At 54.2% G+C, this 17323-nt stretch carries 19 protein-coding genes; 8 read left to right on the plus strand and 11 right to left on the minus strand.

Annotated features, from left to right (window positions below):
- Positions 1 to 7 precede the first annotated feature (7 nt).
- A complete protein-coding gene (gene paeA, locus CKO_RS15450; RefSeq protein ID WP_012134390.1) occupies positions 8 to 1351 on the plus strand; it encodes a polyamine export protein PaeA in 1344 nt (447 codons plus the stop codon).
- A gap of 80 nt (positions 1352 to 1431) precedes the next feature.
- Here paeA and CKO_RS15455 read toward each other — a convergent pair whose 3' ends face one another.
- Positions 1432 to 1638: a DUF1107 domain-containing protein gene (locus CKO_RS15455; protein WP_004857160.1), complete on the minus strand. Its 207-nt coding sequence runs from the start codon at positions 1636 to 1638 to the stop codon at positions 1432 to 1434.
- Positions 1639 to 1963: 325 nt separating this feature from the next.
- On the opposite strand from CKO_RS15455, the gene CKO_RS15460 reads away from it, so the two are divergent.
- Positions 1964 to 2521, plus strand: coding sequence for a YtfJ family protein (locus CKO_RS15460; protein WP_024130783.1), 558 nt, complete (start codon positions 1964 to 1966; stop codon positions 2519 to 2521).
- Here CKO_RS15460 and cysQ read toward each other — a convergent pair.
- Positions 2518 to 3258 (minus strand): 3'(2'),5'-bisphosphate nucleotidase CysQ, encoded by a 741-nt coding sequence (gene cysQ, locus CKO_RS15465; protein WP_012134392.1) that lies wholly within the window; start codon positions 3256 to 3258, stop codon positions 2518 to 2520. The genes CKO_RS15460 and cysQ overlap by 4 nt on opposite strands.
- Before the next feature lie 190 nt (positions 3259 to 3448).
- Here cysQ and CKO_RS15470 point away from each other — a divergent pair, with 190 nt between their 5' ends.
- Positions 3449 to 5392 carry a bifunctional 2',3'-cyclic-nucleotide 2'-phosphodiesterase/3'-nucleotidase gene (locus CKO_RS15470; RefSeq protein ID WP_024130784.1) on the plus strand — a complete coding sequence of 648 codons (1944 nt, stop codon included), beginning with the start codon at positions 3449 to 3451 and terminating at the stop codon, positions 5390 to 5392.
- An 88-nt stretch (positions 5393 to 5480) separates the two neighbouring features.
- On the opposite strand, the gene CKO_RS15475 is transcribed toward CKO_RS15470, so the two are convergent.
- Complete coding sequence (locus tag CKO_RS15475; RefSeq protein ID WP_012134394.1) at positions 5481 to 5861, minus strand: winged helix-turn-helix transcriptional regulator; 381 nt, start codon at positions 5859 to 5861, stop codon at positions 5481 to 5483.
- 89 nt (positions 5862 to 5950) lie between these two features.
- Between CKO_RS15475 and CKO_RS15480 the strand changes: the two genes are divergently transcribed.
- The 3 genes from CKO_RS15480 (at position 5951) to CKO_RS15490 (ending at position 8747) form a co-directional block, all read left to right on the plus strand.
- Complete coding sequence (locus CKO_RS15480; RefSeq protein WP_024130785.1) at positions 5951 to 6799, plus strand: SDR family oxidoreductase; 849 nt, start codon at positions 5951 to 5953, stop codon at positions 6797 to 6799.
- An 81-nt stretch (positions 6800 to 6880) separates the two neighbouring features.
- Positions 6881 to 7705 carry an AraC family transcriptional regulator gene (locus CKO_RS15485; protein WP_024130786.1) on the plus strand — a complete coding sequence of 275 codons (825 nt, stop codon included), beginning with the start codon at positions 6881 to 6883 and terminating at the stop codon, positions 7703 to 7705.
- A 76-nt stretch (positions 7706 to 7781) separates the two neighbouring features.
- Positions 7782 to 8747, plus strand: a complete 966-nt coding sequence (locus CKO_RS15490; RefSeq protein WP_012134398.1) for a DMT family transporter — start codon at positions 7782 to 7784, stop codon at positions 8745 to 8747.
- 63 nt (positions 8748 to 8810) lie between these two features.
- On the opposite strand, the gene CKO_RS15495 is transcribed toward CKO_RS15490, so the two are convergent.
- Positions 8811 to 10364 carry a methyl-accepting chemotaxis protein gene (locus CKO_RS15495; protein WP_012134399.1) on the minus strand — a complete coding sequence of 518 codons (1554 nt, stop codon included), beginning with the start codon at positions 10362 to 10364 and terminating at the stop codon, positions 8811 to 8813.
- A 245-nt stretch (positions 10365 to 10609) separates the two neighbouring features.
- Between CKO_RS15495 and ytfE the strand changes: the two genes are divergently transcribed.
- Complete coding sequence (gene ytfE / locus CKO_RS15500; RefSeq protein WP_012134400.1) at positions 10610 to 11272, plus strand: iron-sulfur cluster repair protein YtfE; 663 nt, start codon at positions 10610 to 10612, stop codon at positions 11270 to 11272.
- Positions 11273 to 11351: 79 nt separating this feature from the next.
- Here the strand turns inward: ytfE and cycA are convergent, their stop codons facing one another.
- Both cycA and bamJ read right to left on the minus strand, forming a co-directional pair.
- Positions 11352 to 12761: a D-serine/D-alanine/glycine transporter gene (gene cycA / locus CKO_RS15505; RefSeq protein ID WP_012134401.1), complete on the minus strand. Its 1410-nt coding sequence runs from the start codon at positions 12759 to 12761 to the stop codon at positions 11352 to 11354.
- 309 nt (positions 12762 to 13070) lie between these two features.
- The gene (bamJ, locus tag CKO_RS15510; protein WP_024130787.1) at positions 13071 to 13691 is read right to left on the minus strand and encodes a BamJ family beta-barrel-assembly machinery protein; all 621 of its coding nucleotides are present in this window, start codon (positions 13689 to 13691) and stop codon (positions 13071 to 13073) included.
- 219 nt (positions 13692 to 13910) lie between these two features.
- Between bamJ and CKO_RS15515 the strand changes: the two genes are divergently transcribed.
- Entirely contained in the window at positions 13911 to 14561 is a 651-nt protein-coding gene (locus tag CKO_RS15515; protein ID WP_012134403.1) for an OapA family protein, read from the plus strand.
- A gap of 88 nt (positions 14562 to 14649) precedes the next feature.
- On the opposite strand, the gene CKO_RS15520 is transcribed toward CKO_RS15515, so the two are convergent.
- The 5 genes from CKO_RS15520 to rpsF all read right to left on the minus strand — a co-directional run bounded on the left by CKO_RS15520 (position 14650) and on the right by rpsF (position 17157).
- Positions 14650 to 15579, minus strand: coding sequence for a DMT family transporter (locus tag CKO_RS15520; RefSeq protein WP_012134404.1), 930 nt, complete (start codon positions 15577 to 15579; stop codon positions 14650 to 14652).
- Positions 15580 to 15717: 138 nt separating this feature from the next.
- Positions 15718 to 16167, minus strand: coding sequence for a 50S ribosomal protein L9 (gene rplI / locus CKO_RS15525; RefSeq protein ID WP_012134405.1), 450 nt, complete (start codon positions 16165 to 16167; stop codon positions 15718 to 15720).
- Between the two features lie 41 nt (positions 16168 to 16208).
- On the minus strand, positions 16209 to 16436 hold the full coding sequence (gene rpsR, locus CKO_RS15530; protein ID WP_000135199.1) for a 30S ribosomal protein S18: 228 nt from the start codon (positions 16434 to 16436) through the stop codon (positions 16209 to 16211).
- Between the two features lie 4 nt (positions 16437 to 16440).
- Positions 16441 to 16755: a primosomal replication protein N gene (gene priB / locus CKO_RS15535; protein WP_012134407.1), complete on the minus strand. Its 315-nt coding sequence runs from the start codon at positions 16753 to 16755 to the stop codon at positions 16441 to 16443.
- A gap of 6 nt (positions 16756 to 16761) precedes the next feature.
- Positions 16762 to 17157, minus strand: a complete 396-nt coding sequence (gene rpsF, locus CKO_RS15540; protein ID WP_012134408.1) for a 30S ribosomal protein S6 — start codon at positions 17155 to 17157, stop codon at positions 16762 to 16764.
- Positions 17158 to 17323: the final 166 nt, after the last annotated feature.

A 17323-nucleotide genomic window follows, 5' to 3' on the forward strand; every position in this document is an offset into this window, starting at 1 on the left:
ATAAGATATGTTAAACAGTATTTTAATTATACTCTGCCTGATCGCTGTGAGTGCGTTCTTCTCGATATCCGAGATCTCGCTTGCCGCTTCACGAAAGATAAAACTCAAGTTGCTGGCTGATGAAGGCAACATCAATGCGCAACGCATCCTGAAAATGCAGGAAAACCCCGGGACGTTTTTTACCGTGGTGCAAATTGGCCTTAACGCTGTCGCCATTCTGGGCGGTATCGTCGGCGATGCCGCATTCTCTCCGGCCTTTCATTCGTTGTTCTCGAACTATATGTCGCCAGAACTCTCCGAGCAGTTAAGCTTCGTGCTCTCCTTCTCGTTAGTTACCGGTATGTTCATCCTGTTCGCCGATTTAACCCCGAAACGCATCGGTATGATTGCGCCAGAAGCCGTGGCTTTGCGTATCATCAACCCGATGCGCTTCTGCCTGTTCGTTTTCCGCCCCTTAGTGTGGTTCTTCAACGGCCTGGCAAACAGCATTTTCCGCCTGTTTAAAATCCCGATGGTGCGTAAAGACGATATCACCTCGGACGATATTTACGCCGTCGTGGAAGCCGGGGCGCTTGCTGGCGTGCTGCGTAAGCAGGAACACGAGCTGATTGAAAACGTGTTTGAGCTGGAATCGCGTACCGTGCCGTCTTCCATGACATCGCGTGAAAACATCATCTGGTTCGATCTGCACGAAGATGAGCAAAGCCTGAAAAATAAAGTCGCGGAGCATCCGCACTCAAAATTCCTGGTGTGTAATGAAGATATCGATCACATCATCGGCTACGTTGATTCTAAAGATCTGCTCAACCGCGTTCTGGCAAACCAGAGTATGGCGCTTAACAGCGGCGTGCAGATCCGCAACACATTAATCGTGCCGGACACCCTGACCCTCTCTGAAGCGCTGGAAAGCTTTAAGACGGCGGGGGAAGACTTCGCGGTGATCATGAACGAATACGCGCTGGTGGTCGGGATTATCACGCTGAACGACGTGATGACCACGCTGATGGGCGACCTGGTCGGTCAGGGTCTGGAAGAACAAATCGTGGCGCGCGATGAAAACTCCTGGCTGATCGACGGCGGAACGCCGATTGACGACGTCATGCGCGTGCTGGATATCGACGAGTTCCCGCAGTCCGGCAACTACGAGACCATCGGCGGCTTTATGATGTTTATGCTGCGTAAAATCCCGAAACGCACCGACTCGGTGAAGTTCTCGGGCTATAAATTTGAGGTGGTGGATATCGACAACTACCGTATCGATCAGCTACTGGTAACGCGCCTCGACACCAAAACCAGCATCCTGGTCCCTAAACTGCCGGATAGCAAAGAGAAAGAAGAAGGCCCGGCATAAATGCCCGGCCCTGGAAACATCAACGGCTCCCATTGGGAGCCGTTTTTTATACTACTTTAAACTACTGCATAGCACTTTGGTTAAGCCATCTCAGTTTGCAGACGCAGAACCTGACGGTTAACTTCGGACATCACAGACAAATGCTGCTTATCCTTCACTTTTGGGATAAGAATCTTGCCCTTATCAAACTCAAAAGCGCCAACGTCCTTGATATATAACCGTCCACGGAACAGGATCTTCACGTACTTCGCCACCTGTAGCGGGTTGTACCGTTGGAAAATTTTCATTGTTATCTCCTGCTGAGCGTTACGCCTTTGCGGTGCCACATTCGGCCCAGCTGTTCTAAGGCGCAAATTTTAATGCCATATGACTATAGACTATCTCTACGATGTTTCCAGTGTGTATAAGTTTATTTACCTTTTCATTACAGTTATTCAGAATTATCTATTCACCGATTCGCTGTCTTCAGTATAAGTCTTCATTTTTCGCAGGATTTGTGCGCCCGTCCGCAAACTGGCATCACGCTTGCGGGAAAAAGCATCATTCGCACATATGATTAAACCTCAGACCCAAGTGGTCGGATCACCTGCAAAAAATAAAGAAGGAAACCCCATGACCTTACGTAAACTGCTGGCGCTGTCGTGCCTGTTACTGCCGATGATGGCCTCCGCGCATAACTTTGAAACCCATCAGCGCGTATCGCCGATTGGGATCGCCGATCGCGGCGAACTGATTCTTGATAACAACAAGTTTAGCTACAAAAGCTGGAATAGCGCGCAGCTCCCCGGGAAAGTTCGGGTGTTGCAGCACATCGCCGGGCGAACGTCAGCGAAAGAGAAAAACGCCGCGCTGATAGAAGCGATTAAATCCGCGAATCTCCCGCATGACCGCTACCAGACGACCACTATCGTCAATACCGACGACGCGATTCCGGGCACCAGCATGTTTGTGCGCAGCAGCATCGAGAGCAATAAAAAACTCTATCCGTGGTCACAATTTATTGTCGACAGCAATGGCGTGGCGCGTAAGGCATGGCAGCTTGAAGAAGAGAGCTCCGCCATTGTGGTGCTCGATAAAGACGGGCGTATTCAGTATGCCAAAGACGGCGGGTTAAGCCCGGCAGAGGTGCAGCAGGTGATCGCCCTGCTGCATAAGTTGCTGAATAATTAATAGATAGAGACCCGGAAGCCGGGGTTAAGGAACGATTCACGCGGGGTATAGTCCAGGGGTTTCCCCTGCCAGTTGTGAACGTGCGCCCCGGCCGCAGCGGCAACGGCATGGCCTGCGGCAGTGTCCCAGACGCAGGTCGGCCCAAAGCGCGGATACAGCTGCGCCTGCCCTTCCGCCACCAGACAAAACTTCAGCGATGAGCCGATGGAGGTCGTCTGATGTTCGCCCAGCTGTTGCAGGTACTCTTGCAGCTCGTTGTCGGCATGGGAGCGGCTAATCACCACCAGCGGCGGTCGCGCGTCGCGCACCTGAATCTGTTTACGCACGCCGCACTCTTCTTTCCAGGCTTTTCCTTCCGCAGCGCTGTACATCACTTTCATGACGGGCGCGTAGACCACGCCCAGAATCGGTTTACCTTTATCAATCAGCGCAATATTGACGGTAAACTCGCCGTTACGTTTGATGAACTCTTTGGTGCCGTCTAACGGGTCAACCAGCCAGTAGCGCTGCCAGTGCTGGCGCACATCCCAGGAGGGCGGATCTTCTTCCGACAAAACCGGGATATCCGGCGTCAGCGCCTGTAACCCTTCCAGTATCACCGCGTGGGCGGCAATATCCGCCGCAGTAACCGGAGAATCATCCTGCTTGTTGGTGATTTCAATCGGTTTGATTCCATCGTAGACCTGCATAATGGCATCGCCCGCATTCCGTGCAAGCTGGCATACATGTTCTAGCATTCTCCACCTCGTTTATGGCAGTGGCGTTTAACTCTTTGTTTTACTTATACCCCATCGTAAATGAATCCGCCATCTGTGATAACGATTGCGGTTTTAATGGCTGAATTCATGTCATGATTCACAGTTCTGTAAGCAACAAGACTTATATACATTTTCTTTTGTGTTTCAGATCTAAAAAAGGATGCCCCTGATGATTAAGTTTAGCGCAACGCTCCTGGCCACGCTGATCGCCGCCAGCGTGAATGCGGCGACCGTCGATCTTCGGATTATGGAAACCACTGATTTGCATAGCAACATGATGGATTTCGATTATTACAAAGATACAGCGACCGAAAAATTCGGACTGGTACGCACAGCAAGTTTAATTAACGCCGCCAGAAATGAAGTCAAAAATAGCGTGCTGGTCGATAACGGCGATCTTATTCAGGGGAGTCCGCTGGGCGATTACATGGCGGCAAAGGGGCTGAAAGCTGGTGATATTCACCCTGTCTACAAGGCGTTGAATACGCTGGATTATGCGGTCGGCAACCTCGGTAACCATGAATTTAACTACGGTCTGGACTATCTGCATAAGGCGCTGGCGGGCGCGAAGTTCCCTTACGTGAATGCCAATATCATCGACGTTAAGACCAAAAAGCCGCTGTTTACGCCTTATCTGATCAAAGAGACTGACATGATCGATAAAGAGGGCAACACGCAGACGCTGAAAATTGGCTATATCGGTTTTGTCCCTCCGCAGATTATGACCTGGGATAAAGCCAACCTGAGCGGCAAAGTCACCGTCAACGACATTACCGAAACTGCCCGTCAGTATGTGCCGGAGATGCGCGCCAACGGCGCTGATGTTGTGGTGGTGATTGCCCACTCCGGGCTTTCTGCCGATCCGTACCAGACGATGGCGGAAAACTCCGTGTATTACCTGAGCGAAGTCCCCGGCGTTGACGCCATCATGTTCGGCCATGCGCACGCGGTCTTCCCTTCCAAAGATTTTGCCGATATCAACGGCGCGGATATCGCAAAAGGTACGCTTAACGGGGTACCGGCGGTCATGCCGGGTATGTGGGGCGATCATCTGGGCGTGGTGGATCTGGTGCTCAACAACGACAGCGGCAAATGGCAGGTGACCGATGCGAAAGCCGAAGCGCGGCCCATTTACGATGCCGCCGCGAAAAAATCGCTGGCCGCAGAAGATAAAAAACTGGTGGGTATCCTGAAAGCCGACCACGATGCCACCCGCGAGTTTGTTAGCAAACCGATTGGTAAGTCCGCCGATAACATGTACAGCTACCTGGCGCTGGTGCAGGACGATCCTACCGTGCAGGTGGTGAACAACGCGCAGAAAGCGTATGTCGAACACTTTATTCAGGGCGACCCGGATCTGGCGAAACTGCCGGTGCTCTCTGCCGCTGCGCCGTTTAAAGTCGGTGGACGTAAAAACGATCCTGCCAGCTTTGTTGAAGTGGAAAAAGGTCAGCTTACCTTCCGCAACGCCGCCGATCTTTACCTCTATCCGAATACGCTGGTCGTCGTAAAAGCCAGCGGCAAAGAGGTAAAAGAGTGGCTGGAATGTTCCGCCGGGCAGTTCAATCAGATTGATGTCCACAGCAGTAAACCGCAGTCATTGATCAACTGGGACGGTTTTCGCACCTATAACTTTGATGTGATTGACGGCGTGGAGTATCAGATTGATGTGTCGCAGCCTGCGCGCTACGACGGCGAATGCCAGACGGTGAATCCGCAAGCGGAACGTATTAAAAATCTGACCTTCAACGGCAAGCCTGTCGATCCGAACGCTATGTTCCTGGTCGCGACCAATAACTATCGCGCCTACGGCGGCAAATTTGCCGGTACGGGCGACAGCCACATCGCTTTTGCATCACCGGATGAGAACCGCTCCGTACTGGCGGCGTGGATTGGCGCGGAGTCGAAGCGTGCGGGGGAAATCCACCCGGCGGCGGACAACAACTGGCGTCTGGCGCCAGTTCACAGCGACACGAAACTGGATATCCGCTTCGAAACCTCGCCGTCCGACAAGGCTGCCGCGTTTATCAAAGAGAAGGGACAATATCCGATGAATAAAGTCGCTACCGATGACATCGGCTTTGCGATTTATCAGCTGGATTTGAGTAAGTAAAACCACGCCGGGTGGCGGCTTCGCCTTACCCGGCCTACGCGATCGACATGCCGTAGGCCGGATAAGCGCAGCGTCATCCGGCAAGCCGTTATGCCGCTCGCTCTTTCCGCTGTGCCAGCACCTGCGGCAAATTGAGTTCGATCCAGTCTGCCAGCGCGGCGACCTTCTCACTCACCTGTTCACCCAGCGTCGTCAGACTGTACTCCACATGCGGCGGCACCACCGGGTACGACACCCGATGAATAAATCCATCCTGCTCCAGCGCCTGTAATGACTGCGCCAGCATTTTTTCACTCACGCCGCCCATCTTGCGGCGTAAATCGCTGAAGCGGTGCGTTCCATCACGCAGTGCCACGAGAATTAATACGCCCCAGCGGCTGGTGACATGCTTTAACACCTCGCGAGAAGGACACTGCTCGGCAAACAAATTGCCATCGCGAAGCTGCTGAGAAAGCGTCGGGTTCGTCATCTTTACACTTACCTTTTTGTACGTACTTACTAAAAGTAAGTTTAAGTGCTAGCTTAATGAAACACAAGACGAACACAGGGAGATCCCCCATGATTGCAATTACCGGCGCGACCGGCCAACTGGGCCAACACGTTATCGATACCTTACTGAAAACCGTTCCTGCCAGCCAGATTGCGGCGATTGTCCGTAACCCCGCGAAAGCTGACGCGCTAACCCGACTGGGCGTTACCGTACGCCAGGCGGACTACAGCGACGAAGCCGCGTTCACGGCAGCGTTGCAGGGCATCGACAGATTGCTGCTGATCTCATCAAGCGAAGTCGGGCAACGTGCCGCTCAGCACCGCAACGTGATTAACGCGGCAATAGCCGCAAACGTGAAATTCATTGCCTATACCAGCCTGCTGCACGCAGACCGTTCCCCGCTGGGCCTGCATGTTGAACATGTGGAAACCGAAAAAATGCTGGCGGATTCAGGCATTCCTTACGCCCTGCTGCGCAACGGCTGGTACACCGAAAATTACCTGGCGAGCGCGCCAGCGGCCCTGGAGCACGGCGTCTTTATCGGCGCGGCCGGCGAAGGCAAAATCGCCTCTGCAACCCGTGCCGATTACGCTGCCGCAGCCGCTCGCGTCATCAGCGAAGAAGGCCATGCCGGTAAAGTGTATGAACTGGCAGGCGACGAAGGCTGGACGCTGAGCCAGTTAGCCGCCGAGCTGGCAAAACAGAGCGGGAAAAAGGTCGTCTATCAGAACCTGAGTGAAGCCGATTTCGCCGCCGCGCTGAAAGGCGTGGGCCTGCCAGCGGGTCTGGCGGATATGCTGGCTGATTCTGACGCGGGCGCCGCAAAAGGCGGCCTGTTTGACGACAGCCATACTCTGAGCGCACTGATCGGTCGCCCGACAACCTCTCTGGCGGAAAGCGTCAAAAGCATCCTGTAAGTGTTAAAAACAGGTTAATTGTTGTGGCATCCCTGCTGGCCATCTCTGATAATGAACAGATGGCTTTCAGGGAGAGACAACGTGCAAGGCGTACCCGAACAGTTTAGCGATGAGAAAGACAGCGCCCGCTTTCGCCATCTGGCGCAGGTGCCGGGGGTTGAGCTGTATCATGCGCATATCTCGCGTTACGCTTTCGAGCCTCACACCCACGAAGCCTTCGGTATCGGCGCGATTGAAGCCGGCGCCGAACGCTTTCGCTATCGCGGCACGCAGTACGTTGCCCCCGTTCACTCCGTTGTCACCATGAATCCCGATGAGCTGCATACCGGCGAAGCGGAAACCGCCGACGGCTGGCGCTATCGGATGATTTATCTCGATCCCGATCTGCTGGAAGAGGTGACCGGGGTTCGTCACTGGTGGTTTCATGAGGTCACGCGCCACGATCCGCTGCGCTCACGCCAGATCTGCACGCTGATCCACGGCCTGTGGCATACCGACGATCCGCTGGCGCAAAAAGGGCTGCTGCTCGATCTGATCGACACCTTCCAGCCGCTGGCGCGCCATGCGCCGGAAGTGCGGGAAGGCAAGCATCGCTTTGAGCGCGTGCGGGACTACCTGCACGACAACTACATGCATCCGGTCACGCTTGACGAACTGGCGCGGGTCGCCTCATTAAGCCCCTGGCATTTTCAGCGTCAGTTCAAGGCTCATTTCCACGTTACGCCGCACCAAATGCTGATGGCGATCCGTCTGTGGCGGGCAAAGGCGTTTCTCACGCTCGGGATGCCCGCAGCGGATGTGGCGGCCGCCACCGGGCTAACCGATCAATCTCATCTCACGCGCGCCTTTACCCATCGCTACGGCATTACGCCAGTGCGTTATCAAAAACAGGTTTATCCGCGCTAATGCGCAATCTCATACAATACTGGCGCATTTCTCCTGCCTACACTTTTCGCAATGTGAAACGATGTGGATATCAACAATGATTAGCGGCGTGTTGTATGCCCTGCTGGCAGGGTTAATGTGGGGACTGATTTTTGTCGGACCGTTGATCGTACCGGAGTATCCGGCGGTATTGCAGTCGATGGGGCGCTATCTGGCGCTGGGGTTAATTGCTGTGCCCCTGGCGTGGCTGGGGCGTGCGCGCCTGCGCCAGTTGACGCGCAAAGACTGGATAACCGCACTCGCGCTGACGATGATGGGCAATCTGATCTATTACGTCTGCCTGGCGAGCGCTATCCAGCGCACGGGAGCCCCTGTTTCTACCATGATCATCGGCACGTTGCCGGTGGTGATCCCGGTGTTTGCCAACCTGCTCTACAGCCAGCGAGATGGTAAGTTATCCTGGCGGCGTCTGGCGCCTGCGCTGGCGCTCATCGGCGTTGGCCTGCTGTGCGTCAATATTGCGGAGCTGAATCAGGGGCTGCCGGAGTTTAGCGGCTGGCGCTACGGTTCAGGTATCGCGCTGGCGCTGGTTTCCGTTGTGTGCTGGGCATGGTACGCGTTGCGTAATGCCCGCTGGCTGCGGGAAAACCCGGATAAACATCCGATGATGTGGGCAACAGCACAGGCGCTAGTGACGCTTCCCGTTTCGCTGCTGGGTTATGTTGCGGCCTGCATCTGGTTGGGTAAGCAGATGCCCGACTTTCCTCTCCCCTTTGGCCCCCGGCCGGATGTCTTTGTCGCCCTGATGGTCGCCATTGCCGTGCTCTGTTCATGGGTGGGGGCGCTATGCTGGAACGTCGCCAGTCAAAAGCTGCCGACGGTGATTCTGGGGCCCTTGATCGTGTTCGAAACGCTGGCTGGCCTGTTGTACACCTTTATACTGCGCCAGGAATTTCCACCGCTGCTGACGGTAAGCGGCATTGCGCTGCTGATTGTTGGGGTGGTGATAGCCGTCAGAGCCAGGCCGCAGAAACCCGGCGTCGTCGTGGTTTCACAGTCATAATGTGCCGGATGGCGCTGCGCTAATCCGGCCTACAAGATATTATCCTGTAGGCCGGAGCAGAGGTTAAACTTTAAACACCGCTACCGTCTGGGTCAGACGCGCCGCCTGCTCTTCAAGCGCTACGGCGGCAGTCGCCGACTCTTCCACCAGCGCGGCGTTCTGCTGCGTCACGCGATCCATCTCCGCCACCGCCAGGCCAACCTGGTCAATGCCGCGACTTTGTTCATCAGATGCAGAGGCAATCTCCCCCATGATGTCGGTCACACGCGTTACCGCACTGACAATTTCCGCCATCGTTTCCCCCGCTTCATGCACCAGCGCGGAACCCGCGCTGACCCGATTACCGGAGTCATCAATCAGCGTTTTGATCTCTTTCGCCGCCTGCGCGCTACGCTGCGCCAGCGTGCGCACCTCGCCAGCGACCACCGCAAAGCCACGGCCCTGTTCGCCCGCGCGAGCGGCTTCCACCGCCGCGTTCAGCGCCAGGATATTGGTCTGGAATGCGATACCGTCGATAACGCTGGTGATCTGCGCGATTTTGCTGGAGCTGGTGGCAATTTCATCCATCGTGCGCACAACGCCGTCCACTACGTTGCCGCCCTTCTGCGCCGTCTCAGAGGCATTTTTCGCCAGGCTGGACGCCTGACGCGCGTTGTCGGCGTTCTGTCTCACGGTTGCGGTGAGTTGTTCCATACTGGCGGCAGTCTCTTCCAGCGATGCAGCCTGCTGTTCAGTACGTGAAGAGAGATCGCTACTGCCTGTCGCAATTTCACCCGCACCGGTATAGATCGTGTCAGCGCCTTCACGTACCACGCTGACCGTGTTCGCCAGCGCCTGCTGCATCTCATGTACGTTATGCGCCAGCAGCGCCATTTCATTACTGCCTTCGGTATGGATATTGCGCGTCAGGTCGCCTGCCGCAATATGGCGGATATGTTCCATAACATCATGCAACGGTTTAAGTAAGACACGCTGCATTGCCAGCCAGCTAATCACGATCACCGCGACAACCGCCAGCATAACGGCCGCCAGAATCCACAGAATGCGCTGGTAGTCCTGTTCATTTTGTTGAATGCCCGCGTTCGTCAGTTCGGCCTGCGCGGCACGCCATTCCAGGTACACGTCCTGCATCGCCGTCTGTTTTTGTTCCGCATTCTGTTTGAACATCTCTTCCAGTTGTCCTGCGGCAAGGAAGGTATTCATTTTCGCCAGCGTCGCGGAGTAGATGCCGTACTGCTCTTCCAGACGGTCGGCCAGGTGTTCATCCAGCCCCGGCGTTTCTGGCAGCGCGTAGTATTTATCGTAATGACGCTGCGCATCAGCCAGCAGGGCATTCGCCGTCTTCACCAGTTCATTTAGCTGACCGCCGTTGATCTCATTGGCCATGCTACTTTGCAGGCGCAACATGCCGCGGTTAAGCGTGACGCGCGCCTGGTTCAGGCTGATCCAGGCATCGGTAAACTCCGCGACGTTCTGGCTGGAACGCTGCGATACGGTAAAATTTTGCTTATCGTTATTGAGCGCGCTGATAAAAACGCCCGCCGAAATAAGCTGCATCGCGCCGAGGGCGAGTAATACGATAATCAGTAAGGTTATAACTTTGATTCGTTTGAACATTTGTTGCCTTTTACTATGCAGGTATTGTCAGAGGTCTAACTATCGGCAGTGCCGCCGGCATATTTAATTTTGCCCGGCGACTTGCCGCGCGTATTCCTGCCCTTTTCAATAAGATTCAGCACGTTAAGGCACAAACATTTTTTTGTGATGGTCATCACGTTTTATTCTGACCCGAAAGGGTTATATCTTCGGCTTAAAGATGTATTTAAAATACATCTTATATTATTGAGAATGAGGTAACGGCTATGTCTTTTCGCGATCAACCTTTAGGTGAACTGGCGCTCTCTATTCCTCGCGCCTCGGCGCTGTTTCGTAAGTACGATATGGATTACTGCTGCGGTGGTAAGCAGACGCTCGCGCGCGCTGCTGCACGTAAAGAGCTGGATGTAGAAGCCATTGAAGCAGAACTGGCACAGTTGGCTGAACAACCGATTGAGAAGGACTGGCGTACCGCGCCGTTGGCCGAAATTATCGACCATATTATCGTGCGCTACCACGACAGACACCGCGAGCAGCTGCCGGAGCTGATCCTGCAAGCCACCAAAGTGGAACGCGTTCACGCAGACAAACCCAGCGTACCGAAAGGTCTGGCGAAATACCTGACTATGCTGCATCAGGAACTTTCCAGCCACATGATGAAAGAAGAGCAGATCCTGTTCCCGATGATCAAACAAGGCATGGGAAGCCAGGCAATGGGCCCGATTAGCGTCATGGAAAGCGAACACGATGACGCTGGCGAATTGCTGGAAGTGATCAAACACACCACCAACAACGTCACGCCGCCGCCAGAAGCCTGCACCACCTGGAAAGCGATGTACAACGGCATTAATGAAATGATTGACGATCTGATGGAGCACATCAGTCTGGAAAACAACGTCTTGTTCCCGCGCGCACTGGCCGGGGAATGATGTGTTGCCGGATGGCTCTAACGCTTATCCGGCCTACAATCCGTAGGCCCGGTAAGCTTTGCGCCACCGGGCATCAAGATTAACGCACTCCTGCCATACGTTTCTTACCGATAAACAGCCAGCCCAGCCCCAGCGCAATAAACCACAGCGGCGTGACGATCAGCGCCTGACGGGTATCATCTTCCAGCGTCAGCAGTACCAGCACAAAGACGAAGAACGCCATACACACCCAGCACATCAGCTTACCAAGCGGCATCTTATAGATGGACTTCTCATGCAGGTGCGGACGCTGCTTACGGTACACCAGGTACGAGCAGAGAATGATGGTCCAGACAAACATGAACAGAATAGCCGACACCGTCGTGATCATGGTGAACGCGCCAATCACGCTCGGATTGATGTACAGCATCACCACGCCGCCCAGCAGACAGATACAGGAGAAGGTCAGCCCTTTCGCCGGTACCGCGCGCTTAGACAATTTAGCGAACGCTTTCGGCGCCACACCCTCTTGCGCCAGACCAAACAGCATACGGCTGGTAGAGAACACGCCGCTGTTGGCGGAAGAGGCCGCAGACGTCAGCACCACGAAGTTAATCAGGCTGGCGGCGGCCGGCAGTCCTACCAGTACAAACAGCTCAACAAACGGGCTTTTGGTTGGTACTACCGAGCTCCACGGCGTGACCGACATAATGATGATCAGCGCAAAAACGTAGAACATGATGATACGAATCGGGATTGAGTTAATCGCGCGCGGCAGGGATTTCTCCGGGTCTTTGGTCTCTGCGGCGGTGGTGCCCACCAGTTCAATCCCCACGAACGCGAATACCGCTATCTGGAAGCCCGCAAAGAAGCCGCTGATCCCTTTCGGGAACCAGCCGCCATCATTCCACAGATGAGTAAACGACGCTTCAACCCCGGTCGGTGATTTGAAGTGCATCATAACCATCACCAGACCGACGACGATCAGCGCCACGATGGCGACAATCTTGATCATCGCGAACCAGAACTCCATCTCGCCGAACATTTTCACGGTCGCAAGGTTAAGGCTCAGCAGCAGAACAACGACCGCCAGCGAGGCGACCCAGTCGGAAAGGCCGGGGAACCAAAACTGCGCATAGGCGGTAATCGCAACGACGTCCGCCATCCCGGTGACCACCCAGCAGAACCAGTAAGTCCAGCCGGTGAAATATCCCGCCCACGGCCCGAGCAGGTCGGAAGCGAAATCACTGAAGGATTTATATTCCAGATTCGAGAGCAGCAATTCACCCATTGCCCGCATGACGAAAAAGAGCATAAAACCGATGATCATATAAACGAAAATGATCGACGGCCCGGCGAGGCTGATCGTTTTACCGGAGCCCATAAATAAGCCGGTGCCGATGGCGCCGCCAATCGCAATAAGCTGAATATGACGGTTTGTGAGATTGCGCCGTAGCGACTGTTCAGCCGGTGCCTGTTCGTCGGCAACGACTTTTACCTGATCTACCATGTTTTTTCTTCCTGTACCTGTCTGTGTTGTGCAGGCTCTGCGGCCTTTAGTGCGTCATATGATACGACGATCCTGTTATCAGGACTCATCGATATTAGGTAAGAATCGGCGGGATGAATACTAAGATTTAGATATAATGTTAATTATATGTTTAAAGTGAGTGTCATATCACTCTGGCAACGCGAATTAGCTCACAAAAATACACGCAATAGCTACATTTGCAAGATAAAATATCGACATCTGGCTAACTTACGGTTTTCTTGCATATTTTCTGTTCCCCCCAACAAAGAGGGGAACAGAAGTCACTGCTTACAGGATTTCCAGCAGTTCTACGTCAAACACCAGAGTGCTGAACGGAGGAATGGACGCGCCCGCGCCACGCTCGCCGTAGGCCAGTTCCTGAGGGATAGTCAGTTCCCATTTGGAACCAACCGGCATCAGGGTCAGCGCTTCAATCCAGCCTGGGATCACGCCGTTCACCGGGAATTCAGCCGGTTCACCGCGCGCAACGGAGCTGTCAAAGACGGTGCCGTCGATCAGTTTGCCGGTGTAGTGTACGCGTACACGGTCAGTACGCGCCGGAATCGCGCCTTCACCCTGGGTGATCACGCGGAATTGCAGACCGGATTCGGTGCTGTTCACACCCTCTTTCTCACGGTTTTCTTCCAGATATTTGACGCCATCTGCCGCCATTGCCTGGAAACGTTCGCGACGTACGGCATCCGCACGTTCGTGAATTTCACGCAGCGCGCGATGCACCACATCAACAGGCACTGCCGGGTGTTTGCCTTCCAGCGCATCAGCGATACCTGCCACCAGCGCTTCAGGCAACAGACCTTCCAGACCGGATTCGCTCAGCTGCTGCCCTACCTGTAAACCAATGCCGTAGCTTGCTTGCGCTTCGATAGTGTCAAAAGTCGGGGTTGCCATCATATTTCCTTTCATCGGAGGTAAAGTAGCGGGCAGCATAACAGCCACGTCTCTTCCGGTAAAACTTTGTCTCGGGAAGAGATGACAAATCGCGGGGAAAAAGAAACAATAAGAATAACCCATGCTGATGTCACGAAAGCGGGTATAACTACGAACATCATAGCGTTAGGCATCTATACTCTATGATTGAGGAACGAGACGCGGAGCAGGAGGAAAGCCATGCCCGGGCGCTTTGAACTAAAACCAACCCTGGCGAAAATCTGGCATGCACCGGACAATTTTCGCATCATGGACCCGCTGCCGCCTATGCATCGCCGTGGCATTATTATTGCCGCTATCGTGCTGGTGGTCGGTTTTCTGCTTCCCTCGAATGATACCCGCGATACGCCCGTCGTCACGCGTAATGTCCAGACAGATATCCAGTCACAGTCGCAACCGCCGACAGAAGCCGAACTTCAGGCGCAACTGGTCGCCCCGCAAAACGATCCGGGACAGGTCGCCCCCGTGGCGCCGGAACCCATCCAGGAAGGTCAACCGGAAGAGCCGCCGCAGACGCAGCAATCCCAGCCGCAAACACAGCCTTTCCAGCAGAATGGGGGAATTGACCAGCAGTGGCGCTCCTATCGCGTGGAGTCAGGTAAAACGCTGGCGCAGTTGTTCCGTGACCACGGCCTACCGCCAACGGACGTTTACGCGATGGCGCAGGTTGAAGGCGCAGGCAAGCCGCTGAGCAATCTGAAAGATGGCCAGATGGTGCAGATCCGCCAGAATGCGAATGGCGTGGTGACAGGATTGACCATCGATACCGGTAATGACCAACAGGTTCTGTTTACCCGTCAGCCAAACGGCAGCTTTATTCGCGCCCGTTAAGCGCGCAAATTGCCGGATGGCGGCGTCGCCTTATCCGGCCTACGGCACTCGCGATTGCAGGTCTGATAAGCGGTAGCGCCATCAGGCGTTACCGCTTCACCTTGTTTACCCACCAGATCCCCGAACACACCAGCACCAGCGCAACCGCATATTTCAATTCAAAAATATTTTCGCCGAGGAAAATCGCCGACAGCACCGCACCAGAAACCGGAATCAGGAAGTTAAACGGCGCAATCATCCCGACGCGGTTGTACTTGAGCAAAATACTCCACAGCGCAAAAGCAACAGACGAGAGCAGCGTCAGATAGCCCAGAATCGCCACAGAAGAGAGGCCGTGCACGGAGAGCGAGCCGCCGAAGGCATAGCCGCCAATCACCAGCGCCAGGCCGCCGATGCCAAGCTGATAGCCCGTCATCACCGTTGGGTCAACCGTCTGCGAAATACGTTTACCGTAAAGGGTCGCGGCAGAAAGAATAAAAGCAGCCAGCACCACGGAGCCATCACCCAACAGGCTAAAGCTGAAATCCATCAGCCCGCTGTTGAAGTTCACCACCATCACCCCGGCAAAGCCAAGAATACAGCCGAGGGTTTTGTTGTAGCTCAGTTTGTCGTTCTGGTAGATGAAGTGCGCCAGCAGCACGCTAAAAAAAGTGCCTGTGGCATTCATGATCGATCCTTTCACGCCCGTGGTGAACGCCAGACCGATATAGAAAAAGATATATTGCAGCGAGGTTTGCGTCAGCCCCAGCAGGGTCAGTTGACCAAACTGGCGCGGACTTAAGCGGCCGATCGGTTTACGCTGCGCCATCGCCAGCAACAGCAGCAATAACCCCGCGAACAAGAAACGGTATCCGGCAAAGACAATTTTTGACGGGATATCATCTGTCGCAATCTGAAAGATCTCGTACCCGCTTTTTATCGCCGGGTAGGCGCTTCCCCATAACAGACAACAAAATGCCGCCCCCAGATAGACAACGTTTTTACGCGCGAACAGGGGTTGCTGGTGGGTTATCTCCATTCCATCACCACTTTGAAATAATGTTTTATTTTTTATTATCCCGAAAAGGGTAAAGAATAGCCAGTGCGAAAAACAGGGGGGCAGAAAAGCAAAACGCCAGCACAAGGCCGGCGTTTTTACGCGATAGAAGAATAAAACTTATTCAGCTACTACGTTTACAGTCAGTTTAGCGAATACTTCGCTGTGAACCTGGAAGTTCACTTCGTGCTCACCAGTGGTACGCAGAACGCCGTTCGGCAGACGAACTTCGCTCTTAGCCACTTCAACGCCAGCTGCTGTTACAGCGTCAGCGATGTCGCGAGTACCGATGGAACCGAACAGTTTACCTTCGTCGCCAGCTTTGGACGCGATGGTTACGGTTTCCAGGGCGTTGATTTTCTCTGCGCGTGCATTTGCAGCAGCCAGAACGTCAGCCAGTTTAGCTTCCAGTTCAGCGCGACGTGCTTCGAAGAACTCAACGTTTTTCTTGGTAGCAGGAACAGCTTTACCCTGTGGTACCAGGAAGTTACGAGCATAGCCCGCTTTAACGTTAACCTGATCACCCAGGCTACCCAGGTTTGCTACTTTATCAAGCAGAATAACTTGCATTACCTTATCCTCTCAAAGTCGTATTAATGGACCGTGGCCGATTACTGATGACGATCAGTGTACGGCAGCAGGGACAGGTAGCGAGCGCGTTTGATAGCGCGAGCCAGCTGACGCTGGTATTTTGCACGGGTACCGGTGATACGGCTTGGGACAATCTTACCGCTTTCGGTGATGTAGTTTTTCAGCGTAGCGATATCTTTATAGTCGATCTCTTGAACGCCTTCCGCGGTGAAACGGCAGAACTTGCGACGACGGAAATAACGTGCCATATGGCTAGTCTCCAGAATCTATCAATTCAATCTGCTCGGCATGCAGAACCATTTTGCTCAGGCCGTTCTTTGCCTTGTGGCAAGAGATGAACCCCTGAACGGTTATGCGGCTGCCGACCGTTATACTGTGAGTAATGGCCTGGTTTTCGTGTCCGCTAACAATAACGGGCATTTGACACCATGCCTGCCGGTGAAACCCGGCTTCCTCCTGCACAGAACGATGCTCAAGCACGAACTGGCAGTGCGGAATTCCTGATGGACTGACCTTTCGAAGGGGCATCCTGCACACGGTGCCGGACAACGCCAGACGGTTGGTCATCAGAAATTACTCTTCAGAATCCCCAGCATCTGCATCATCTGCGGTTTCGTTTGCGAAATCATCGCGACGCTCACGGCGCTCGTCTTTCGCTTTAACCATCGGAGATGCTTCGGTAACAGCGTGCTTAGTACGCATTACCATGCTACGGATAACGGCATCGTTGAAGCGGAAGTTAGTTTCCAGCTCATCGATCACTTCCTGCGGCGCTTCAACGTTCAGCAGAACGTAGTGAGCTTTGTGCAGTTTGTTGATCGGGTAAGCCAGCTGACGGCGGCCCCAGTCTTCCAGACGGTGGATCTTGCCTTCTGCACCAGTGATTGCACCAGTGTAGCGCTCGATCATGCCCGGAACCTGTTCGCTCTGGTCAGGATGGACCATAAAAACGATTTCGTAATGACGCATCGAATTGCTCCTTACGGATTATTCAGCCTCCTGTCTGGGTCAGCCGAATCCCGGGGAGGCAAGGAACGTGTTAAAGGTCGGCTGAAAAATGACGCGTCATAATACTTGCGCCCATGAGGAAACACAAGTTGATTGCGCAAAAATTCACACGAAGCGCAAAGACAGG

This window comes from Citrobacter koseri ATCC BAA-895, assembly GCF_000018045.1.
GTDB lineage: Bacteria > Pseudomonadota > Gammaproteobacteria > Enterobacterales > Enterobacteriaceae > Citrobacter_B > Citrobacter_B koseri.